Here is a 13947-nt window from a genome sequence, read left to right on the forward strand (position 1 = left end):
CACAATCCGTGCATGACTGACAAAAAGACCCTGGTGCTGGTGGACGGCTCCAGCTACCTCTACCGTGCCTTTCACGCCATGCCCGACCTGCGGGCCGTGCCGGGTGACCCCAGCAGCGCCGCCACGGGCGCCATTCGCGGCATGATCAACATGATGCAGGCCCTGCGCAAAGAGGTGGTGGCCGACTACGCCGTGTGCGTGTTCGACGCCTCGGGCCCCACCTTCCGCGATGCCCTGTACACCGAATACAAGGCCACGCGCTCGCCCATGCCCGACGACCTGCGCAGCCAGATCGAGCCCATCCACGAGGTGGTGGACCTGCTGGGCTGGAAGGTGGTGGCCGTGCCCGGCGTGGAGGCCGACGACGTGATCGCCACCTTGGCCAACGCAGCAGCCGCACAGGGCATTGAGGTCATCGTGTCCAGCGGCGACAAAGACTTGAGCCAGCTGGTCAACGAGCACATCACCATCATCGACACCATGAGCGGCAAGCGCCGCGATGTGGCGGGCGTGACGGCCGAGTTTGGCGTGCCCCCCGCGCTGATGGTGGACTACCAGGCCCTGGTGGGCGACACCGTGGACAACGTGCCCGGCGTGACCAAGGTCGGCCCCAAGACCGCCGCCAAGTGGCTGGAAGAATACGGCTCGCTCGACAACCTGATTGCCAACGCCGACGCCATCAAAGGCGTGGCGGGCAACAACCTGCGTGAGGCCATTGCCAGCGGCCAACTGGCCCTGAGCCGCCAGCTCGTCACCATGAAAACCGACTGCGCGCTGGCCGACTACATCCCCGGCCTGCCCGCGTTTGACGACATCACGCTGGACGCGCCCGACAACGCTGGCCTGCTGCCGTTTTACGAAAAGTACGGCTTCAAGGGCCTGGCTGCCGCCATCAAGGGCGCGGCTGCCTCTGCCGCTGTAGCCCCCACCGTCGCCATGCCCGGCCAAAGCGGCGATCTGTTTGCCGATCACTCCGCCAGCACCGTGGCCGAAGAAGCCCAGCACCGCACCGTGGTGTACGACACCATCCTCAACTGGGCCGACTTTGACCAGTGGCTGGAGCGCCTGCACAAAGCCCCGCTCACGGCCATCGACACCGAAACCGACTCCCTCGACGAAATGCGTGCGCAAATCGTCGGCATCTCTTTTAGCGTGCAGCCCGGCGAAGCCGCCTACATCCCCCTGCGCCACGAAGGCCCCGACGCGCCCGCGCAACTGCCTTTGGATGAAGTGCTCGCCCGCCTCAAGCCCTGGCTGGAAGACGCCAAACACCACAAGCTCGGCCAGCACATCAAATACGACCGCCATGTGTTCGCCAACCACGGCATCGAAGTGCAGGGCTACGCGCACGACACCTTGCTGCAAAGCTACGTGCTCGAAGTGCACAAGCCCCACAACCTGACCAGCCTGGCCGAGCGCCACACGGGCCGCAAAGGCATCAGCTACGAAGACCTGTGCGGCAAAGGCGCGCACCAGATCCCGTTTGCGCAAGTGCCCGTGGACAAGGCCGCTGCCTATTCGTGCGAAGACTCTGACCAGACCCTGGACGTGCACAACGCCCTGTGGCCCCTGCTGCAGGCGGATGACAAACTGCGCTTCATCTACGAGCTGGAGATTGCCAGCAGCGAGGCCCTGTACCGCATCGAACGCAACGGCGTGCTCATTGACGCCCCCACGCTGGCCGCCCAAAGCCACGAGCTGGGCCAGCGCATCTTGCAGCTCGAAACCGAGGCGTACGAGATTGCAGGCCAGCCCTTCAACCTGAGCAGCCCCAAGCAACTGGGCGAAATCTTCTTCGACAAGCTGGGCATGCCGGTTGTGAAGAAGACCGCCACCGGCGCCCGCAGCACCGACGAAGAAGTGCTGGAAAAGTTGGCCGAGGACTACCCCCTGCCCGCCAAGCTGCTGGAGCACCGCAGCCTCGTCAAGCTCAAAGGCACCTACACCGACAAGCTCGCCCAACTGGCCCTGCCGCGCACAGGCCGCGTGCACACGCACTACGCGCAGGCTGTGGCTGTGACCGGCCGTTTGTCCAGCAACGACCCCAACCTGCAAAACATCCCCATCCGCACCCCCGAAGGCCGCCGCGTGCGCGAAGCCTTCGTAGCGCCCGCAGGCCGCGTGATTGCGAGTGCCGACTACTCCCAGATCGAGCTGCGCATCATGGCCCACCTGAGCGGCGACCACTCGCTGCTGCACGCCTTCCACGCCGGGCTGGACGTGCACCGCGCCACCGCCGCCGAGGTGTTTGGGGTGGAGGTCGATCAGGTCACCAGCGAGCAACGCCGCTACGCCAAGGTCATCAACTTCGGCCTCATCTACGGCATGAGCAGCTTTGGCCTGGCCAAGAACTTAGGCATTGAGACCAAGGCCGCTGCTGCCTACATCGACAAATACTTCCAGCGCTACCCCGGCGTGAAGCAGTACATGGACGAGACCAAGGCCGCCGCCAAATCCATGGGCTATGTCGAAACCGTGTTTGGCCGCCGCCTGTACCTGCCCGAAATCAATTCCCCCAACGGCCCGCGCCGCGCCGGGGCCGAGCGCGCCGCTATCAATGCGCCCATGCAGGGCACGGCCGCTGACCTCATCAAGCTGGCCATGGTGGCCGTGCAAAAAGAGCTGGACGCCCACAAGCCAGATATCAAGATGATCATGCAGGTGCACGACGAACTGGTGTTTGAGCTGCCCGAGAGCGAAGTGGACTGGCTCAAGACCCATATCCCGCGCCTGATGGCGGACGTGGCGGCGCTGAAGGTGCCGTTATTGGCAGAGGTCGGGGTGGGGGCTAATTGGGATAAGGCGCATTGAAGCCCAGTGATAAGCGAGGCAGGTCAACATGTTTAAGTGTTTTTGGCCTGTAGTGCCTGTCTACTAAGCGCTGGCAGCTATGAAATTAGAAGCAGTAACCTGTTCCATAAGCCTACCGAGCCTGTATTCTGAGTTTTAGGGTTTGTTGTCCCGCCTTTGAAGTGCTGTGGACGTTCAGGCATTGGATGATGAAGGAATGCGGAGTTTTCGTAGTGCTTAGGGCGCCAGATTTGGCACCTGAACTTCGGCATCATGATTTGGTAAGGAGCGTGCCTATGGATGCGATCAATTGGAGTCAGGTAGTGACGCTTGGAATACCAGGTGTGTTGGTTGTAGCTGGTTGGTTCTTTGCCCATTGGCTCACGGCAAGACGCGAACTTTTTTCTAAAAGGCGTGTTGACCGTCTGCGTGCCCTTGAAGCTGCATACATGCGTATTTCTTCATCCAGCAATCGTCCTTTGACGATTGAAACGATAGAGCGGATAGAGACTTTCGTTGCTGAAATCCAGCTGTATGGCACCCCGTACCAAGTAAAGCTCATGAATGAGGCGGTAGAGAGTTTTCTCAAGCCTGATTTCAAGGTTAACTGGGATCAATTGCTCGAAGATCTGCGAGATACGATCAGAGCGGAACTGCGCCTTGAAAAAGTCACTGGCCCTGTTTGGTGGCTGCGATTGCCCCAGCCCCCAACTATGCCTCTCTCGCGAGTTTCATTTGCCGAAAAGCTGCGGCAACGCAAGGGGGCCTAACATTTCGTTTTGCCCAGCTTGCATTGGCGGAGCGATACCCTTCTTGCTGTTCTCAAGCACTTTGCGCACCTTGCTTTTTATGGCGCAATTCGTACTTGATAGTGCTCTCCATCTTCTGTCTGGGTAGGTGGATGCCCCTCGCCGCTTCCCGCTAAAGCTGGTGATCGACGACGCTGTGGCAAGCCAAGTCTGCAATTAGTTGGGCGTTGCAATTCCTTTCCTGAAGATCTAGCTAACGTCGATCATTTGCCCCAGCCCAGCAGCAAATCAAACGTGTCGCTAGACTCATCCGGCTAACTGTTCGCTACCCCGCTAACCTCCAACTTTCAGCCCGGAGCCCTTGCATGTCCAACCCCACCCCCTACACCCCCCCAGCCATCTGGCAATGGAACAAAGAAAACGGCGGTCAGTTCGCCAGCATCAACCGACCTATTGCCGGGGCTACGCACGATAAAGAGCTGCCTGTGGGCAAGCACCCGCTGCAGCTCTATTCGATGGGTACGCCCAATGGCGTGAAGGTCACGATCATGTTGGAAGAGCTGCTGGCGCTGGGCCACAGCGGGGCGGAGTACGACGCGTGGTTGATCCGCATTGGCGATGGCGACCAGTTTGGCAGCGGGTTTGTGGGCATCAACCCCAACTCCAAGATCCCCGCGTTGCAAGACCGCACCGACCCTGCCAACCCCGTGCGGGTGTTTGAGTCCGGGGCCATCCTGATGCATCTGGCTGAGAAGTTTGGTGCCTTTTTGCCCAAGGACGGCGCGGCGCGGGCCGAGTGCCTGTCGTGGCTGTTCTGGCAGATGGGCAGTGCGCCGTTTGTGGGGGGAGGGTTTGGGCATTTTTATGCCTATGCGCCGGTCAAGATCGAGTACGCGATTGACCGCTATGCGATGGAAACCAAGCGCCAGCTCGATGTGCTGAACCAGCGCCTGGCTGTGACGGAGTATGTGGCGGGCAATGAGTACACCGTGGCCGACATGGCGATCTGGCCCTGGTATGGGCTGATGGTGAAGGGCGAGGCCTACGACGCGGGCGAGTTTTTGCAGGTGCATGAATACACCCATGTGCTGCGCTGGGCCGAGCAGGTGGGCCAGCGCCGCGCCGTGCAGCGCGGCCGCATGGTGAACCGGGTGCGCGGTGACCTGGCCAGCCAGTTGCATGAGCGGCACGATGCCAGCGACTTTGAGACGAAGACGCAGGACAAGATCGCAGCGGCAGCCTCCAGCCCATCGTCGTCACCCGCACGCTGAGCATTTTTGAACGCGGCGATCACCGCGCGTACCGAAGCGCACTACCGGATGCCTGCATGCTTGCCAGGCAGGCGTGCGGACATGGCGGCGTGGCTTTTGCTGCTGCGGTGGTTGCGGGCGCGGCTTTGAACAGGTTCTAAGCTACGCGGTCTCGCAATGGGTGGATGCAAGGATTGCACGTCCGGCCTGTTCCTTGCATCGTTGGTTCTAAGTTCTGCTTGGTATCCCATGCCAAAGGGGCTTTGTCCGCCCCCCAAAAGACAGTCAACTGGTTCTCAACCCATGCGCCTTCGCCACATAGAAGTTTTCAATGCCGTGATGCTTACCGGCAGCGTGAGCGCGGCGGCCCGCCTCATCAACGTTACGCAGCCTGCGGTCAGCCGCATCTTGGCGCATGCTGAACTGCAGTTGGGCTTTCCGCTGTTCCACCGGCTCAAGGGCAAGCTGGTGCCCACCACCGAGGCGCAGACGCTGTACCCGCACATTGAGCGCCTGTTCACCCAGCTCGATGATGTGCAGCGCCTTGCCAACAGCCTCAAAAGCGACCGGCGCGAGGGGGAGCTGCATATTCTGAGCGTGCTGGCACTGAGCTACGAGGTGCTGCCGCGTGCATTGCGGTTCTTCAGGCAGAAGCACCCGGATGTGCAGGTAACCATCGACGCGCTGCACTCGCCCCAGATCGTCTCGGCCCTGGTGCTGCAGGAGGCGGATGTGGGCTTTGTGTTCAGCGCCATCGCTCACCCCGCGTTGACGCAAGAGCATCTGGCCGATGGGCGCATGGTGTGTGTGGCACCCAAGGGAATGCTGGGGGCTGCGCTGGTGGCGGCCGGGGTGGCGCATCTGGCCGACCTGGCCGACACACCCGTGGTGCGGCTGGATGTGCGTGACCCCATCGGCACAGTGGTCAGCCATGCCTGCCGCGAGGCCGGGGTGGGCTTGCAGACGGCGATCACGGTGCAGACCTATCACGCAGCGCTGGCATTGGCGCATCACGGCCATGCGGTGGCTGTGGTCGACACGTGCACAGCGGCATCGGCCGACCGCAGCAAGGTGGATGTGCTGGCGCTTGCGCCGCACATTGCCGTGCCCATCAAGTCGCTGCGCACCGTGAACCGGCCCAGCTCGCTGCTGGCCAGTGCCATGACGCAGTGCATGCGCCAGGCGGTGGCCGAGACGCTGGGAGCGGTGGGCCTGCTACCTGAGGTGGAGTGACCAGTGAACGGGCCACCTGCCGAGGTGGGGGCTTGTAGTAGCTGAAGCGGGCGGGAGTGTGATGAAGGGTGGCTTAGGCGGGCACCAGTAGTTCGGCCACCTGCGCTGCCGTGCCAAACGCCAGCGTGAACCCCAAGGAACCGTGGCCTGTGTTGAGAAGCAGGTTGTCGGGCGCCCGCGCCCAACGGCCCACCACCGGCAGCCCGGTGGGTGTGGCGGGGCGCATGCCGGTCCAGGCGTGCAGGTCGCCGCCTTGGTGGCAGCCCGGAAAAACGGCGCGTGTGGCATCGCGCAGGCTCTGGATGCGTGCGGCAGGTATGCGCGCATCGTGCCCCACCAGTTCGGCCATGCCCGCCACCCGCAGGCGCTGGCCGATGCGCGCAAATACCACCTTGCGTGCGGCGTCGGTCACATTGACGCGAGGCACTGCCGATGGTGCAGCGCTGGTATCGAGTGTGATGCTGTAGCCCTTGAGTGGGTACACGGGCAGGCGAAAGCCTAGCGTCTGCGCCACCTGGTGGCTGCGGCTGCCCAGGGCCAGCACAAACTGCTGCGCCTCGATGGCGCCTGCACTGGTCTGCACCGCAGCAATGCGGGTGCCCTGGCGCACAAAGCCCTGGACCGTGGCACCCAGTACAAAGCGCACCCCCCGTGCGGCCAGCACGGCCTGCAAGCCTTGGCAGACCATAAGGCAGTCGGCCGCGCATTCGCTGGGGGTGTAGATGGCTCCGGCAATGCGCGGCTGGTATTGCTGCAGCGCGGGCTCGATCTCTGTGCAGCGCTGGGCTGACACCGCCTGTTGTTCGCAGCCCCACTGGCGCTGCAGGTCCATCTGGCGTTGCGCAGCGGCCAGGCCGGTGGCGGTGTCGTACAGCACCAGCTTACCGGTGCGGGAGAAGTCGCAGTCCAGGGCCTCTGCCCGCATCATGGCCTCGAAATGGTGGCGGCTCAGGGCGGCCAAGGCCAGTAGCTGCGCAGTGCTGCGTTCAGAGGTTGGCCGGTTGCATGCGCGCAGAAACTCCAGCCCCCAACGCCACTGGTGGGTGTCCCACTGCATGCGCAGCTTGAGCGGAGAACTGGGCAATAGTAGCAGCCGGGGCAACTGCCGCCAGATGCTGGCGTCTGCCAGCGGCTGCACATAGCTGTAGCTCAGCTGCGCGCCATTGCCACCGCTGGCGCCCGTGCCGGGCTGGGCTTGGTCGATGACGGTGACCTGCAAACCGCGCTGGTGGAGTTCATACGCTGTGGCCAGGCCGACGATGCCTGCACCCAATACACATACCTGCATCTTGTGGGGGAGTGGGGGGTTAACTGACTGCGGATCAATGTAGGGCGCGGGCCGCGCTTTGAACAATGCCAAAGCCATACCCGCCTATGCCAATAAGTTATGTGCGCAAGTCAGTGCCGCCCTAGGCCTACCCCTTGCATGGAGGCGTGCCGTTGTTGGTGCGTGGTGATGCAAATTGGTGCGCAGTGGGTGTGCGGTGGTGCGGGGAGTGCACTGCAAAAGTGCCATAACTTTTGATCATGACGAACCCCTGCGAATGAATTGTTCAAAGGCACCGCGAATTTTTACAGTGCCCCTGCGTTCTGTTTTTCTTCAACCCGTTTGCCTGCATTTTTACAAAGGGATTCCCATGAAGCTCTCTGCCATCACGTCTGCTGCCCTGGTGTGGGTTGGCCTGCTGTCCTGCACCGCAACCCATGCCGACACCCTCAAGAAGATTGCCGACTCGGGCAAGATCACGCTGGCCTACCGTGAGTCATCGGTGCCCTTCAGCTACCTGTCCGGTCCGGGGGTACCCATCGGCTTTGCGGTAGACATCTCCAATGCCGTGGTGGACGCGGTGAAGAAGCGCCTGAACAACCCGAACATCAAGGTGGAGTTGCAGGCCGTGACCTCGCAGAACCGCATTCCGCTGCTCACCAACGGCACCATTGACCTGGAGTGCGGATCGACCACCAACAACACGGTGCGGGGCAAGGATGTGCAATTTGCCATCAACTACTTCTACACCGGTACGCGTCTGCTGACGAAGAAGGCATCGGGCATCAAGAACTACGCCGACCTGGCTAAGAAGAAGGTGGCCAGCACCTCGGGCACCACCAACGCGCAGGTCATCCGCAAATACAACCGCGACAACAACCTCGACATGGACCTTGTGATGGGCAAAGACCATGACGACGCTGTTTTGCTGGTCGAAACCGGGCGGGCGGAGGCGTTTGCGATGGATGACATCCTGCTGTTTGGCCTGATGGGCAACCAGCGCAACCCGGCCGATTGGGCGGTGGTAGGGGATTCGCTGCAGGTCGAGCCTTACACCTGCATGCTGCGCAAGGACGACCCGCAGTTCCAGGCTCTGGTCAACGGCGTGATTGGCGGGATGATGAAGTCCGGCGAATTTGAAAAGCTCTACACCAAGTGGTTCATGTCGCCCGTGCCGCCACGCGGCCAGAACCTGAACCTGCCCATGAGCAAGGAGTTGCGCGAGAACCTGGTAGCGCAAAGCGACAAGCCCGCACAGTAAGCCGGAGCGCGCATGTCTTTTGTGTTTGCAAACCACCCCCAGCCCAGCCTCCCTTCCCATGCCCCGCAGGTGGTGGGCATTCTGGGAGGGATGGGACCTGCCGCCGGGGCTGACTTTGTGCGCCTGTTCGTGCAGGCCTGTACCGACCGCATGGAGGCGCTGGGCATTCCGGTACGCGACCAGGCCTACCCCGAGCACTGGCTGGCGCAGGTCCCCATCCCCGACCGCACGGCTGCGCTCACCGATACGCGCCCTGGTGCGCACCAGCCCGCAGACCCCATGCTGCAGGCCACGGGCCGGTTGGCGGCGCTGGGCGCACGGGTGGTGGCGATTGCGTGCAACACAGCCCATGCGTGGCACGGCATTCTTCAGCAGCGGTTTCCGCAGATGGTGGTACTGCATGGGGTGCAGGAGGTGGTGGCCGAGCTTGCAGCGCGCCAGGTGCAGGGCGTGGGGCTGCTGGCGACACGCGGTGCCTATGAAGCTGGGCTGTACCAGCGTGAGCTGGAGCGCGCACGCATCGTCTGCTTTGTGCCCGAAGACGCTGAACGCGAACTGCTGATGCAAGGCATCTACGACGGGGTGAAGGCGGGCAACTACCCCTTGGCACGCCAGCGCTTTGAGGCCGTGTCGATGGCGCTGCAGGAGCGCCATGGCGTATCCACGCTGATCATGGGATGCACCGAGATACCGCTGGCGCTGTCTGAGCACTCAGGGCTGGAAGGTGTGTCGCTGGTGAACCCCTCTGAGGTGCTGGCCTCGGCCCTGGCCCGACATGCGTATGGACAACTCCAATCTGCGGGCTGAGCCCACCACACTGTCGTCGGCATGGTGGGCGGTCGACTCCCTTTCCTGCCATGTTGCTCGCCAGCATGGGGTGCAGCGTGTTGAATGAAGGTGAACACCATGACCGTTGCGATGTTGGGAAAAAAGTGGGGCAGTACCGTGGGGTGGGCCGTGCTCGCGTTCACGTTCGGCACAGTGGGCTGCGATAAGGTGCTTGCCCAGTCGGCGGCATTGTCACAGGCCGCACCAAAAGCGGCACCACAGGTAGCGTCATCATCGTTTCCGGGTAAAACGCTTCAACGCATTCAGCTCAGCGGTGTGGTGGTCATCGGCCACCGGGAATCGTCCATACCGATGTCCTATGTGGCCAACGGAACACCCATGGGTTACAGCGTGGATGTTTGTTTGCAGATTGCGCAGACGCTGGGGCGGCATCTCAAGCTGCGTGAGACCAAGGTGGCCTACCGTCTGGTCACGTCCAGCAGCCGCTTTGACGCCATTGAAAAGGGCGAGGTGGACCTGGAATGTGGCTCGACCACCAATACGGCAGCGCGCCGTGAGCGCGTTGCATTCACCATCGCGCATTTCATCGCCTCGTCACGCATCCTGGTGCAAAGCGACAGGCCATATTCGCGCATTGAAGACCTGGACGGCAAGACCGTCGCGTCCACGGCGGGCACCACCAACATCGATTCGCTGGCACGTGAGGCGGCCTCGAAAGTGGTGCGTGTGCGTATTGAGGCCGCCAAGGACCATGCCGAGGGCTTTGGCTGGGTGGTGAGCGGCAAGGTGGAGGGCTTCGCCATGGACGACGTGTTGCTGTACGGCCTGCGCGCCAGCCACACCCAGCCGCAGGACCTGAAGGTCATCGGCAAGCCCATGAACATCGAACCTTACGCGGTGGCGTTTGAGCGCAATAACCCCGAACTCAAGGCGGTGGTGGATGCCGAACTGCGCCGCTTGATACAGACCCGCGAGCTGCACCGTCTGTATGACAAGTGGTTCACCCAGCCGATTCCGCCCCACGGCATCAATCTGGGTATGCGCATGCCGCATCTGCTGGCGGATTCCCTCAAATACCCTTCGGACTACGTGCCGCAGTAGGAAAAGCAGTAGTTGACTGCGGCCCCCCAAGGTTTGATGCTGCTGAAGGAGAAAAAGCTGCTAGCGCTTGAAAGATAAGCGCAAGCAGCTATCTTTTTTATAGTGAAATCCGCTCAAGGTGTTCCGTAACCCAAGGTGCTTTGTCGTTTATGCCGACCCCTCCAGCCGCGTCTTGTAAAGCTGCAGCACGGTCTGCGCAAAGTTGTCCAGCAGGGCCTGGGCCCACCAGTTGGCGTAGGTGTTGAAGTCGGTGGACAGGCGGTAGCTGATGCGCAGGTGCAGCCGCGTGCCGCCTGCCTCGGGCGTCAGGGTGTAGGCGGTGTCGTTCAGGTCAAAGTAGGCGCCGCCAATGGCGACGTGGTCGTCCAGCGCGCCTGCGGGGATGGAGTCGGGCCCGAAGCGGTAGGTCCAGCGCAGGTGGCGGCCGGGTTCCCATTCCTGGATGATTTCGTCAAAGTGCACGCCCTTGGCCCAGCGGCTTTTGCGCACGCGCTGGCTGCCTTCTTGCACCGTCACGGCCTCCACGGGTGGGGGCACGCCGATGCGGTAGGTCCAGGCGGTATTCACTTCGTGCGGCTGGATGTTGCGGATGTTCGTAATGCCCTCCCACACCACCGAGGCGGGGGCGTTGATCCACAGGCTGCGCTCTACCTGCCCCATCTGTGCGGGTGCGCCTTGCGGCAGCACCAGCGCGGCGGCCAGGGGCAGCACAGCAAAGCCATAAGCCGCGTGGCGCGGCCAGCGGGTGAGGCGGCACACCAGCCCCATGCACAGCCCGCCCGCCATGCCCATGAAGGTGAACAGCGGCACGATGACGACGGCGCAGATCAGCCCTTCGATCAATATCAGCAACGAGCCAATCACGACCAGTGCCGTGGCCAGCGCCGGCGCCCAGGCGTAGTAAGACCAGCTGCGCCGTTGCTGCCGTTCTGCCAAGTACACGGTGATGGCCCCGGTGGCCAGCGGTACCAGCCAGATGAAGGCCCCCACCATGGCCGACCAGCGGCTGCTGGGCGCGCCGCTGAACGCCAAGCGCAGCAGCAGGCCAAACACCATGCCGCAGACGATGGGAGTGAGCTTGCCGAATTTGCCAAATGGCAGGCGCGATGGGTCTTCGGCAGAGTCCCACGGCGAAGGCTCGTCGGGCTCTGCTGGCGCTATGGGCTTTGCGGTGGGCTTGGTTGGGCTGTCAGACATGGTTCCTCCCTGGATGTGTGGTGCGGTGTCGCTTGTATGAACCTGCAATATCCGTTCGGGCTGAGCTTGTCGAAGCCTTGCGCTGCGCTTCGACACGCTCAGCGTGAACGGTGGCAGGTGGGTTGACGCCGATTCAGAGCGGCTAACAAAACTCTTCTGGCGTTGTTGCCGCGTCTTGTCGTACTGCTCGTACTGCCTGCGACGCAGCGCCTAGCCAGAACCGCTTCGCTGGGTTTTGTTAGCCACTCTCAGTGCCTTGTGTCTGGGGTAAGCGGCATCCCGTTCACCCACCCCACAGTGCGGGCTTGTTCACCATCAGCGCAAAGACCACGGCCATGGCGATGAAGGCGGGGTAGCCCAGGCCTTCCCACCAGCGCTGCAGGCGCACGTATTGCGGGGGCAGCGGGGTGCCTGCGGCGTGGGCGGCCTGCGCCATGCGGGCCATGCGGATCTGCAGGGCCACCACCGGCAGCCAGCAGGCTCCGGCCAGCAGGTACAGCGCAATCGACAAGGCCAGCCACGGGGTGGTGATGGGCCAGCCTGCCATGTGGGCCATGGCGATGCCGGTGAGCGGCTGCACGATCACGGCGGGGGTGGTAAACCACCAGTCGGCCCGCACCACCAGTCGGCCCACCACGGCCTGCGCGGCCACGCTGCCGCTGCGGTTGGCAAAGAACAGGTAGAACGCCGAGCCCAGGCCGGTGCCCACCAGAAACACGCTGGAGATGATGTGAAGGGTCTTGAGAACGAGGTAGGTGTTCATGGTTCGGTTTCTTCTCGATGTGCGGGAAGGCTTGATTGAATCGGTCTCTGTGACATTGACAACATCCGTTCGGGCTGAGCTTGTCGAAGCCCTGCGCTGCGCTTCGACAAGCTCAGCGTGAACGGTTGAAGTGGTTCAAGCGGTTGAAGTGGTTTGAGTGGGTTCATGCTGTGTCGCCAGCACCACCAAGATGGCGGCAATCGGCAGGTTCTTGAGTAGAGACCCGAGCGGGTCGAGCCACAGGTGGGGCAGCAGCACGGTGGCGGTGAGGGTCATCACTCCCATCAACGCGAGGGCTGCCCATGCGCTGTAGCGGCCAGGCCAGCGCCACAGGGCCAGGCCCATCAGCAGGTCGGCCGCTGCACCGCCCCAGATCAGGGCTTGAATCCACAGGTCATCGCTCAGCCCGGCCTGGCGCAGCAGGGCATCGCCTTGCGTGCGGTGGGTGATGGCGCTGACCACGGCGGTGCCCAGCCACACGGTCACCAGGCTGGCACGCAGCAGCCGGACAGCGGGGACTGTGGGGGTGGGCAGTGGGGCTTGGGGGTGTACGGATGGGGTCATGAGGGGGCTCCGGGATGGAGTGCGTCAGGCGCTGCGGCGGTGGGGGATGGGGCCCAGGCGCGCTCTACCAGTTGGCTGTAGTGCGTGGCGGGGTAGCCCAGCAGGGCTTGCAGCGGCGCGGGGTCGGCCACGTTGTCGGTGGCCAGCATGGTCAGGGTCTCGCTGCACCAGGGGGACACTGGCACCCAGTCGCCCAGCCGGGCCGACAGGCGGGTGAGCGGTGTAGGCAGCTGCAGCGCATGGGCGGGCGGGTGGCCGCACTGCGCACGCAGGTTGGCAATCAATGCCGCCATGGGCAGCGCTTCTGGCCCCACGCAGGGCACCACGCCGCGCACTTGGCTGTGGCTGCCCAGCAGCGCCACCACGGCGTCGGCCAGGTCGTGCACGGCCACGGGTTGGACGCGTGCGGTGAGCACCGGCCCAGGCAGTGCCAGCACGGGCAGGCGGGCCAGCCGCATGAACAGGGTGGCACTGGCGCCACCGTGGCCAAACACCACGCTGGGGCGCAGCACCACGCCGCGCAGGGGGCTGGTGGAATCGTTGGTGGCCGCTGCCAGGCCCAGCAGGTGCTCGTCGGCAGCGCGCTTGGTGCGGGCGTAGCGGGTGCTGCCGGTTTGCACGCCCAGGGCCGATATTTGCACCACATGCCGCACACCCGCTTGTCGGCAGGCCTCAAACAGCGCCACGGGGGTGTGGTGGTGCACGGCATCGATGGGGCGGGCGGCGGTGTTGCGCAGCACACCCACGGCGTTGACCACGGCGTCGATGCCTTGCAGGTGCGGCAGCCAGGTGGCTGCATCGGTGTCGCGGGCAAAGTCCATGGCCACGCCGCCAGCGTGTTGCTGCCGTGGTGAGTTGGGCGAATGGCCCATGTGCACGGTGTGCCCGGCCCGGCGCAGCGCGGCGGCAATGGCCCGGCCGATGAAGCCGGTGGCCCCGGTCAGCAGCACCTGCAGGGGGTCAAAGGAGAGGGATGTGGCGGG

12 protein-coding genes are annotated in these 13947 nt (G+C 63.4%); 7 read left to right on the forward strand and 5 right to left on the reverse strand.

The window, feature by feature from the left end; all coding sequences use genetic code 11:
* The first annotated feature begins 12 nt into the window (after nucleotides 1-12).
* The 4 genes from polA to C8C98_RS13665 all read left to right on the forward strand — a co-directional run bounded on the left by polA (nucleotide 13) and on the right by C8C98_RS13665 (nucleotide 6022).
* The gene (gene polA, locus C8C98_RS13650; RefSeq protein ID WP_121454726.1) at nucleotides 13-2811 is read left to right on the forward strand and encodes a DNA polymerase I; all 2799 of its coding nucleotides are present in this window, start codon (nucleotides 13-15) and stop codon (nucleotides 2809-2811) included.
* A 275-nt stretch (nucleotides 2812-3086) separates the two neighbouring features.
* A complete protein-coding gene (locus tag C8C98_RS21585; protein WP_147436372.1) occupies nucleotides 3087-3560 on the forward strand; it encodes a hypothetical protein in 474 nt (157 codons plus the stop codon).
* Nucleotides 3561-3904: 344 nt separating this feature from the next.
* Nucleotides 3905-4810: a glutathione-dependent disulfide-bond oxidoreductase gene (gene yghU, locus C8C98_RS13660; RefSeq protein ID WP_121454728.1), complete on the forward strand. Its 906-nt coding sequence runs from the start codon at nucleotides 3905-3907 to the stop codon at nucleotides 4808-4810.
* 282 nt (nucleotides 4811-5092) lie between these two features.
* Complete coding sequence (locus tag C8C98_RS13665) at nucleotides 5093-6022, forward strand: LysR family transcriptional regulator (protein ID WP_121454729.1); 930 nt, start codon at nucleotides 5093-5095, stop codon at nucleotides 6020-6022.
* Nucleotides 6023-6095: 73 nt separating this feature from the next.
* Here C8C98_RS13665 and C8C98_RS13670 read toward each other — a convergent pair whose 3' ends face one another.
* The gene (locus tag C8C98_RS13670) at nucleotides 6096-7310 is read right to left on the reverse strand and encodes a D-amino acid dehydrogenase (protein WP_199726595.1); all 1215 of its coding nucleotides are present in this window, start codon (nucleotides 7308-7310) and stop codon (nucleotides 6096-6098) included.
* Between the two features lie 349 nt (nucleotides 7311-7659).
* On the opposite strand from C8C98_RS13670, the gene C8C98_RS13675 reads away from it, so the two are divergent.
* The 3 genes from C8C98_RS13675 to C8C98_RS13685 all read left to right on the forward strand — a co-directional run bounded on the left by C8C98_RS13675 (nucleotide 7660) and on the right by C8C98_RS13685 (nucleotide 10440).
* Entirely contained in the window at nucleotides 7660-8550 is an 891-nt protein-coding gene (locus tag C8C98_RS13675; RefSeq protein ID WP_121454730.1) for an amino acid ABC transporter substrate-binding protein, read from the forward strand.
* 12 nt (nucleotides 8551-8562) lie between these two features.
* Nucleotides 8563-9357, forward strand: a complete 795-nt coding sequence (locus C8C98_RS13680; RefSeq protein WP_121454731.1) for an aspartate/glutamate racemase family protein — start codon at nucleotides 8563-8565, stop codon at nucleotides 9355-9357.
* A 99-nt stretch (nucleotides 9358-9456) separates the two neighbouring features.
* The gene (locus tag C8C98_RS13685) at nucleotides 9457-10440 is read left to right on the forward strand and encodes an amino acid ABC transporter substrate-binding protein (RefSeq protein WP_233574544.1); all 984 of its coding nucleotides are present in this window, start codon (nucleotides 9457-9459) and stop codon (nucleotides 10438-10440) included.
* 147 nt (nucleotides 10441-10587) lie between these two features.
* Here the strand turns inward: C8C98_RS13685 and C8C98_RS13690 are convergent, their stop codons facing one another.
* From C8C98_RS13690 to C8C98_RS13705, 4 genes are all read right to left on the reverse strand, one after another.
* The gene (locus C8C98_RS13690) at nucleotides 10588-11637 is read right to left on the reverse strand and encodes an SRPBCC family protein (protein ID WP_233574545.1); all 1050 of its coding nucleotides are present in this window, start codon (nucleotides 11635-11637) and stop codon (nucleotides 10588-10590) included.
* Between the two features lie 283 nt (nucleotides 11638-11920).
* The gene (locus tag C8C98_RS13695) at nucleotides 11921-12400 is read right to left on the reverse strand and encodes a DUF2269 domain-containing protein (protein ID WP_121454733.1); all 480 of its coding nucleotides are present in this window, start codon (nucleotides 12398-12400) and stop codon (nucleotides 11921-11923) included.
* Between the two features lie 135 nt (nucleotides 12401-12535).
* A complete protein-coding gene (locus tag C8C98_RS13700) occupies nucleotides 12536-12964 on the reverse strand; it encodes a DoxX-like family protein (RefSeq protein WP_121454734.1) in 429 nt (142 codons plus the stop codon).
* Nucleotides 12961-13920, reverse strand: coding sequence for an NAD-dependent epimerase/dehydratase family protein (locus C8C98_RS13705; protein ID WP_121456259.1), 960 nt, complete (start codon nucleotides 13918-13920; stop codon nucleotides 12961-12963). The genes C8C98_RS13700 and C8C98_RS13705 overlap by 4 nt, the downstream gene beginning before the upstream one ends.
* Nucleotides 13921-13947 lie beyond the last annotated feature (27 nt).

This window comes from Acidovorax sp. 106 (genome assembly GCF_003663825.1).
Lineage (GTDB): Bacteria > Pseudomonadota > Gammaproteobacteria > Burkholderiales > Burkholderiaceae_C > Acidovorax.

Coding starts and splice junctions, on each gene's coding strand:
- C8C98_RS13690 (WP_233574545.1), bottom strand. CDS start 11,637: ATGTCTGACAGCCCAACCAAGCCCACCGCAAAGCCCATAGCGCCAGCA.
- C8C98_RS13675 (WP_121454730.1), top strand. CDS start 7,660: ATGAAGCTCTCTGCCATCACGTCTGCTGCCCTGGTGTGGGTTGGCCTG.
- C8C98_RS13700 (WP_121454734.1), bottom strand. CDS start 12,964: ATGACCCCATCCGTACACCCCCAAGCCCCACTGCCCACCCCCACAGTC.
- C8C98_RS21585 (WP_147436372.1), top strand. CDS start 3,087: ATGGATGCGATCAATTGGAGTCAGGTAGTGACGCTTGGAATACCAGGT.
- C8C98_RS13680 (WP_121454731.1), top strand. CDS start 8,563: ATGTCTTTTGTGTTTGCAAACCACCCCCAGCCCAGCCTCCCTTCCCAT.
- polA (WP_121454726.1), top strand. CDS start 13: ATGACTGACAAAAAGACCCTGGTGCTGGTGGACGGCTCCAGCTACCTC.
- C8C98_RS13670 (WP_199726595.1), bottom strand. CDS start 7,310: ATGCAGGTATGTGTATTGGGTGCAGGCATCGTCGGCCTGGCCACAGCG.
- yghU (WP_121454728.1), top strand. CDS start 3,905: ATGTCCAACCCCACCCCCTACACCCCCCCAGCCATCTGGCAATGGAAC.
- C8C98_RS13695 (WP_121454733.1), bottom strand. CDS start 12,400: ATGAACACCTACCTCGTTCTCAAGACCCTTCACATCATCTCCAGCGTG.
- C8C98_RS13685 (WP_233574544.1), top strand. CDS start 9,457: ATGACCGTTGCGATGTTGGGAAAAAAGTGGGGCAGTACCGTGGGGTGG.
- C8C98_RS13665 (WP_121454729.1), top strand. CDS start 5,093: ATGCGCCTTCGCCACATAGAAGTTTTCAATGCCGTGATGCTTACCGGC.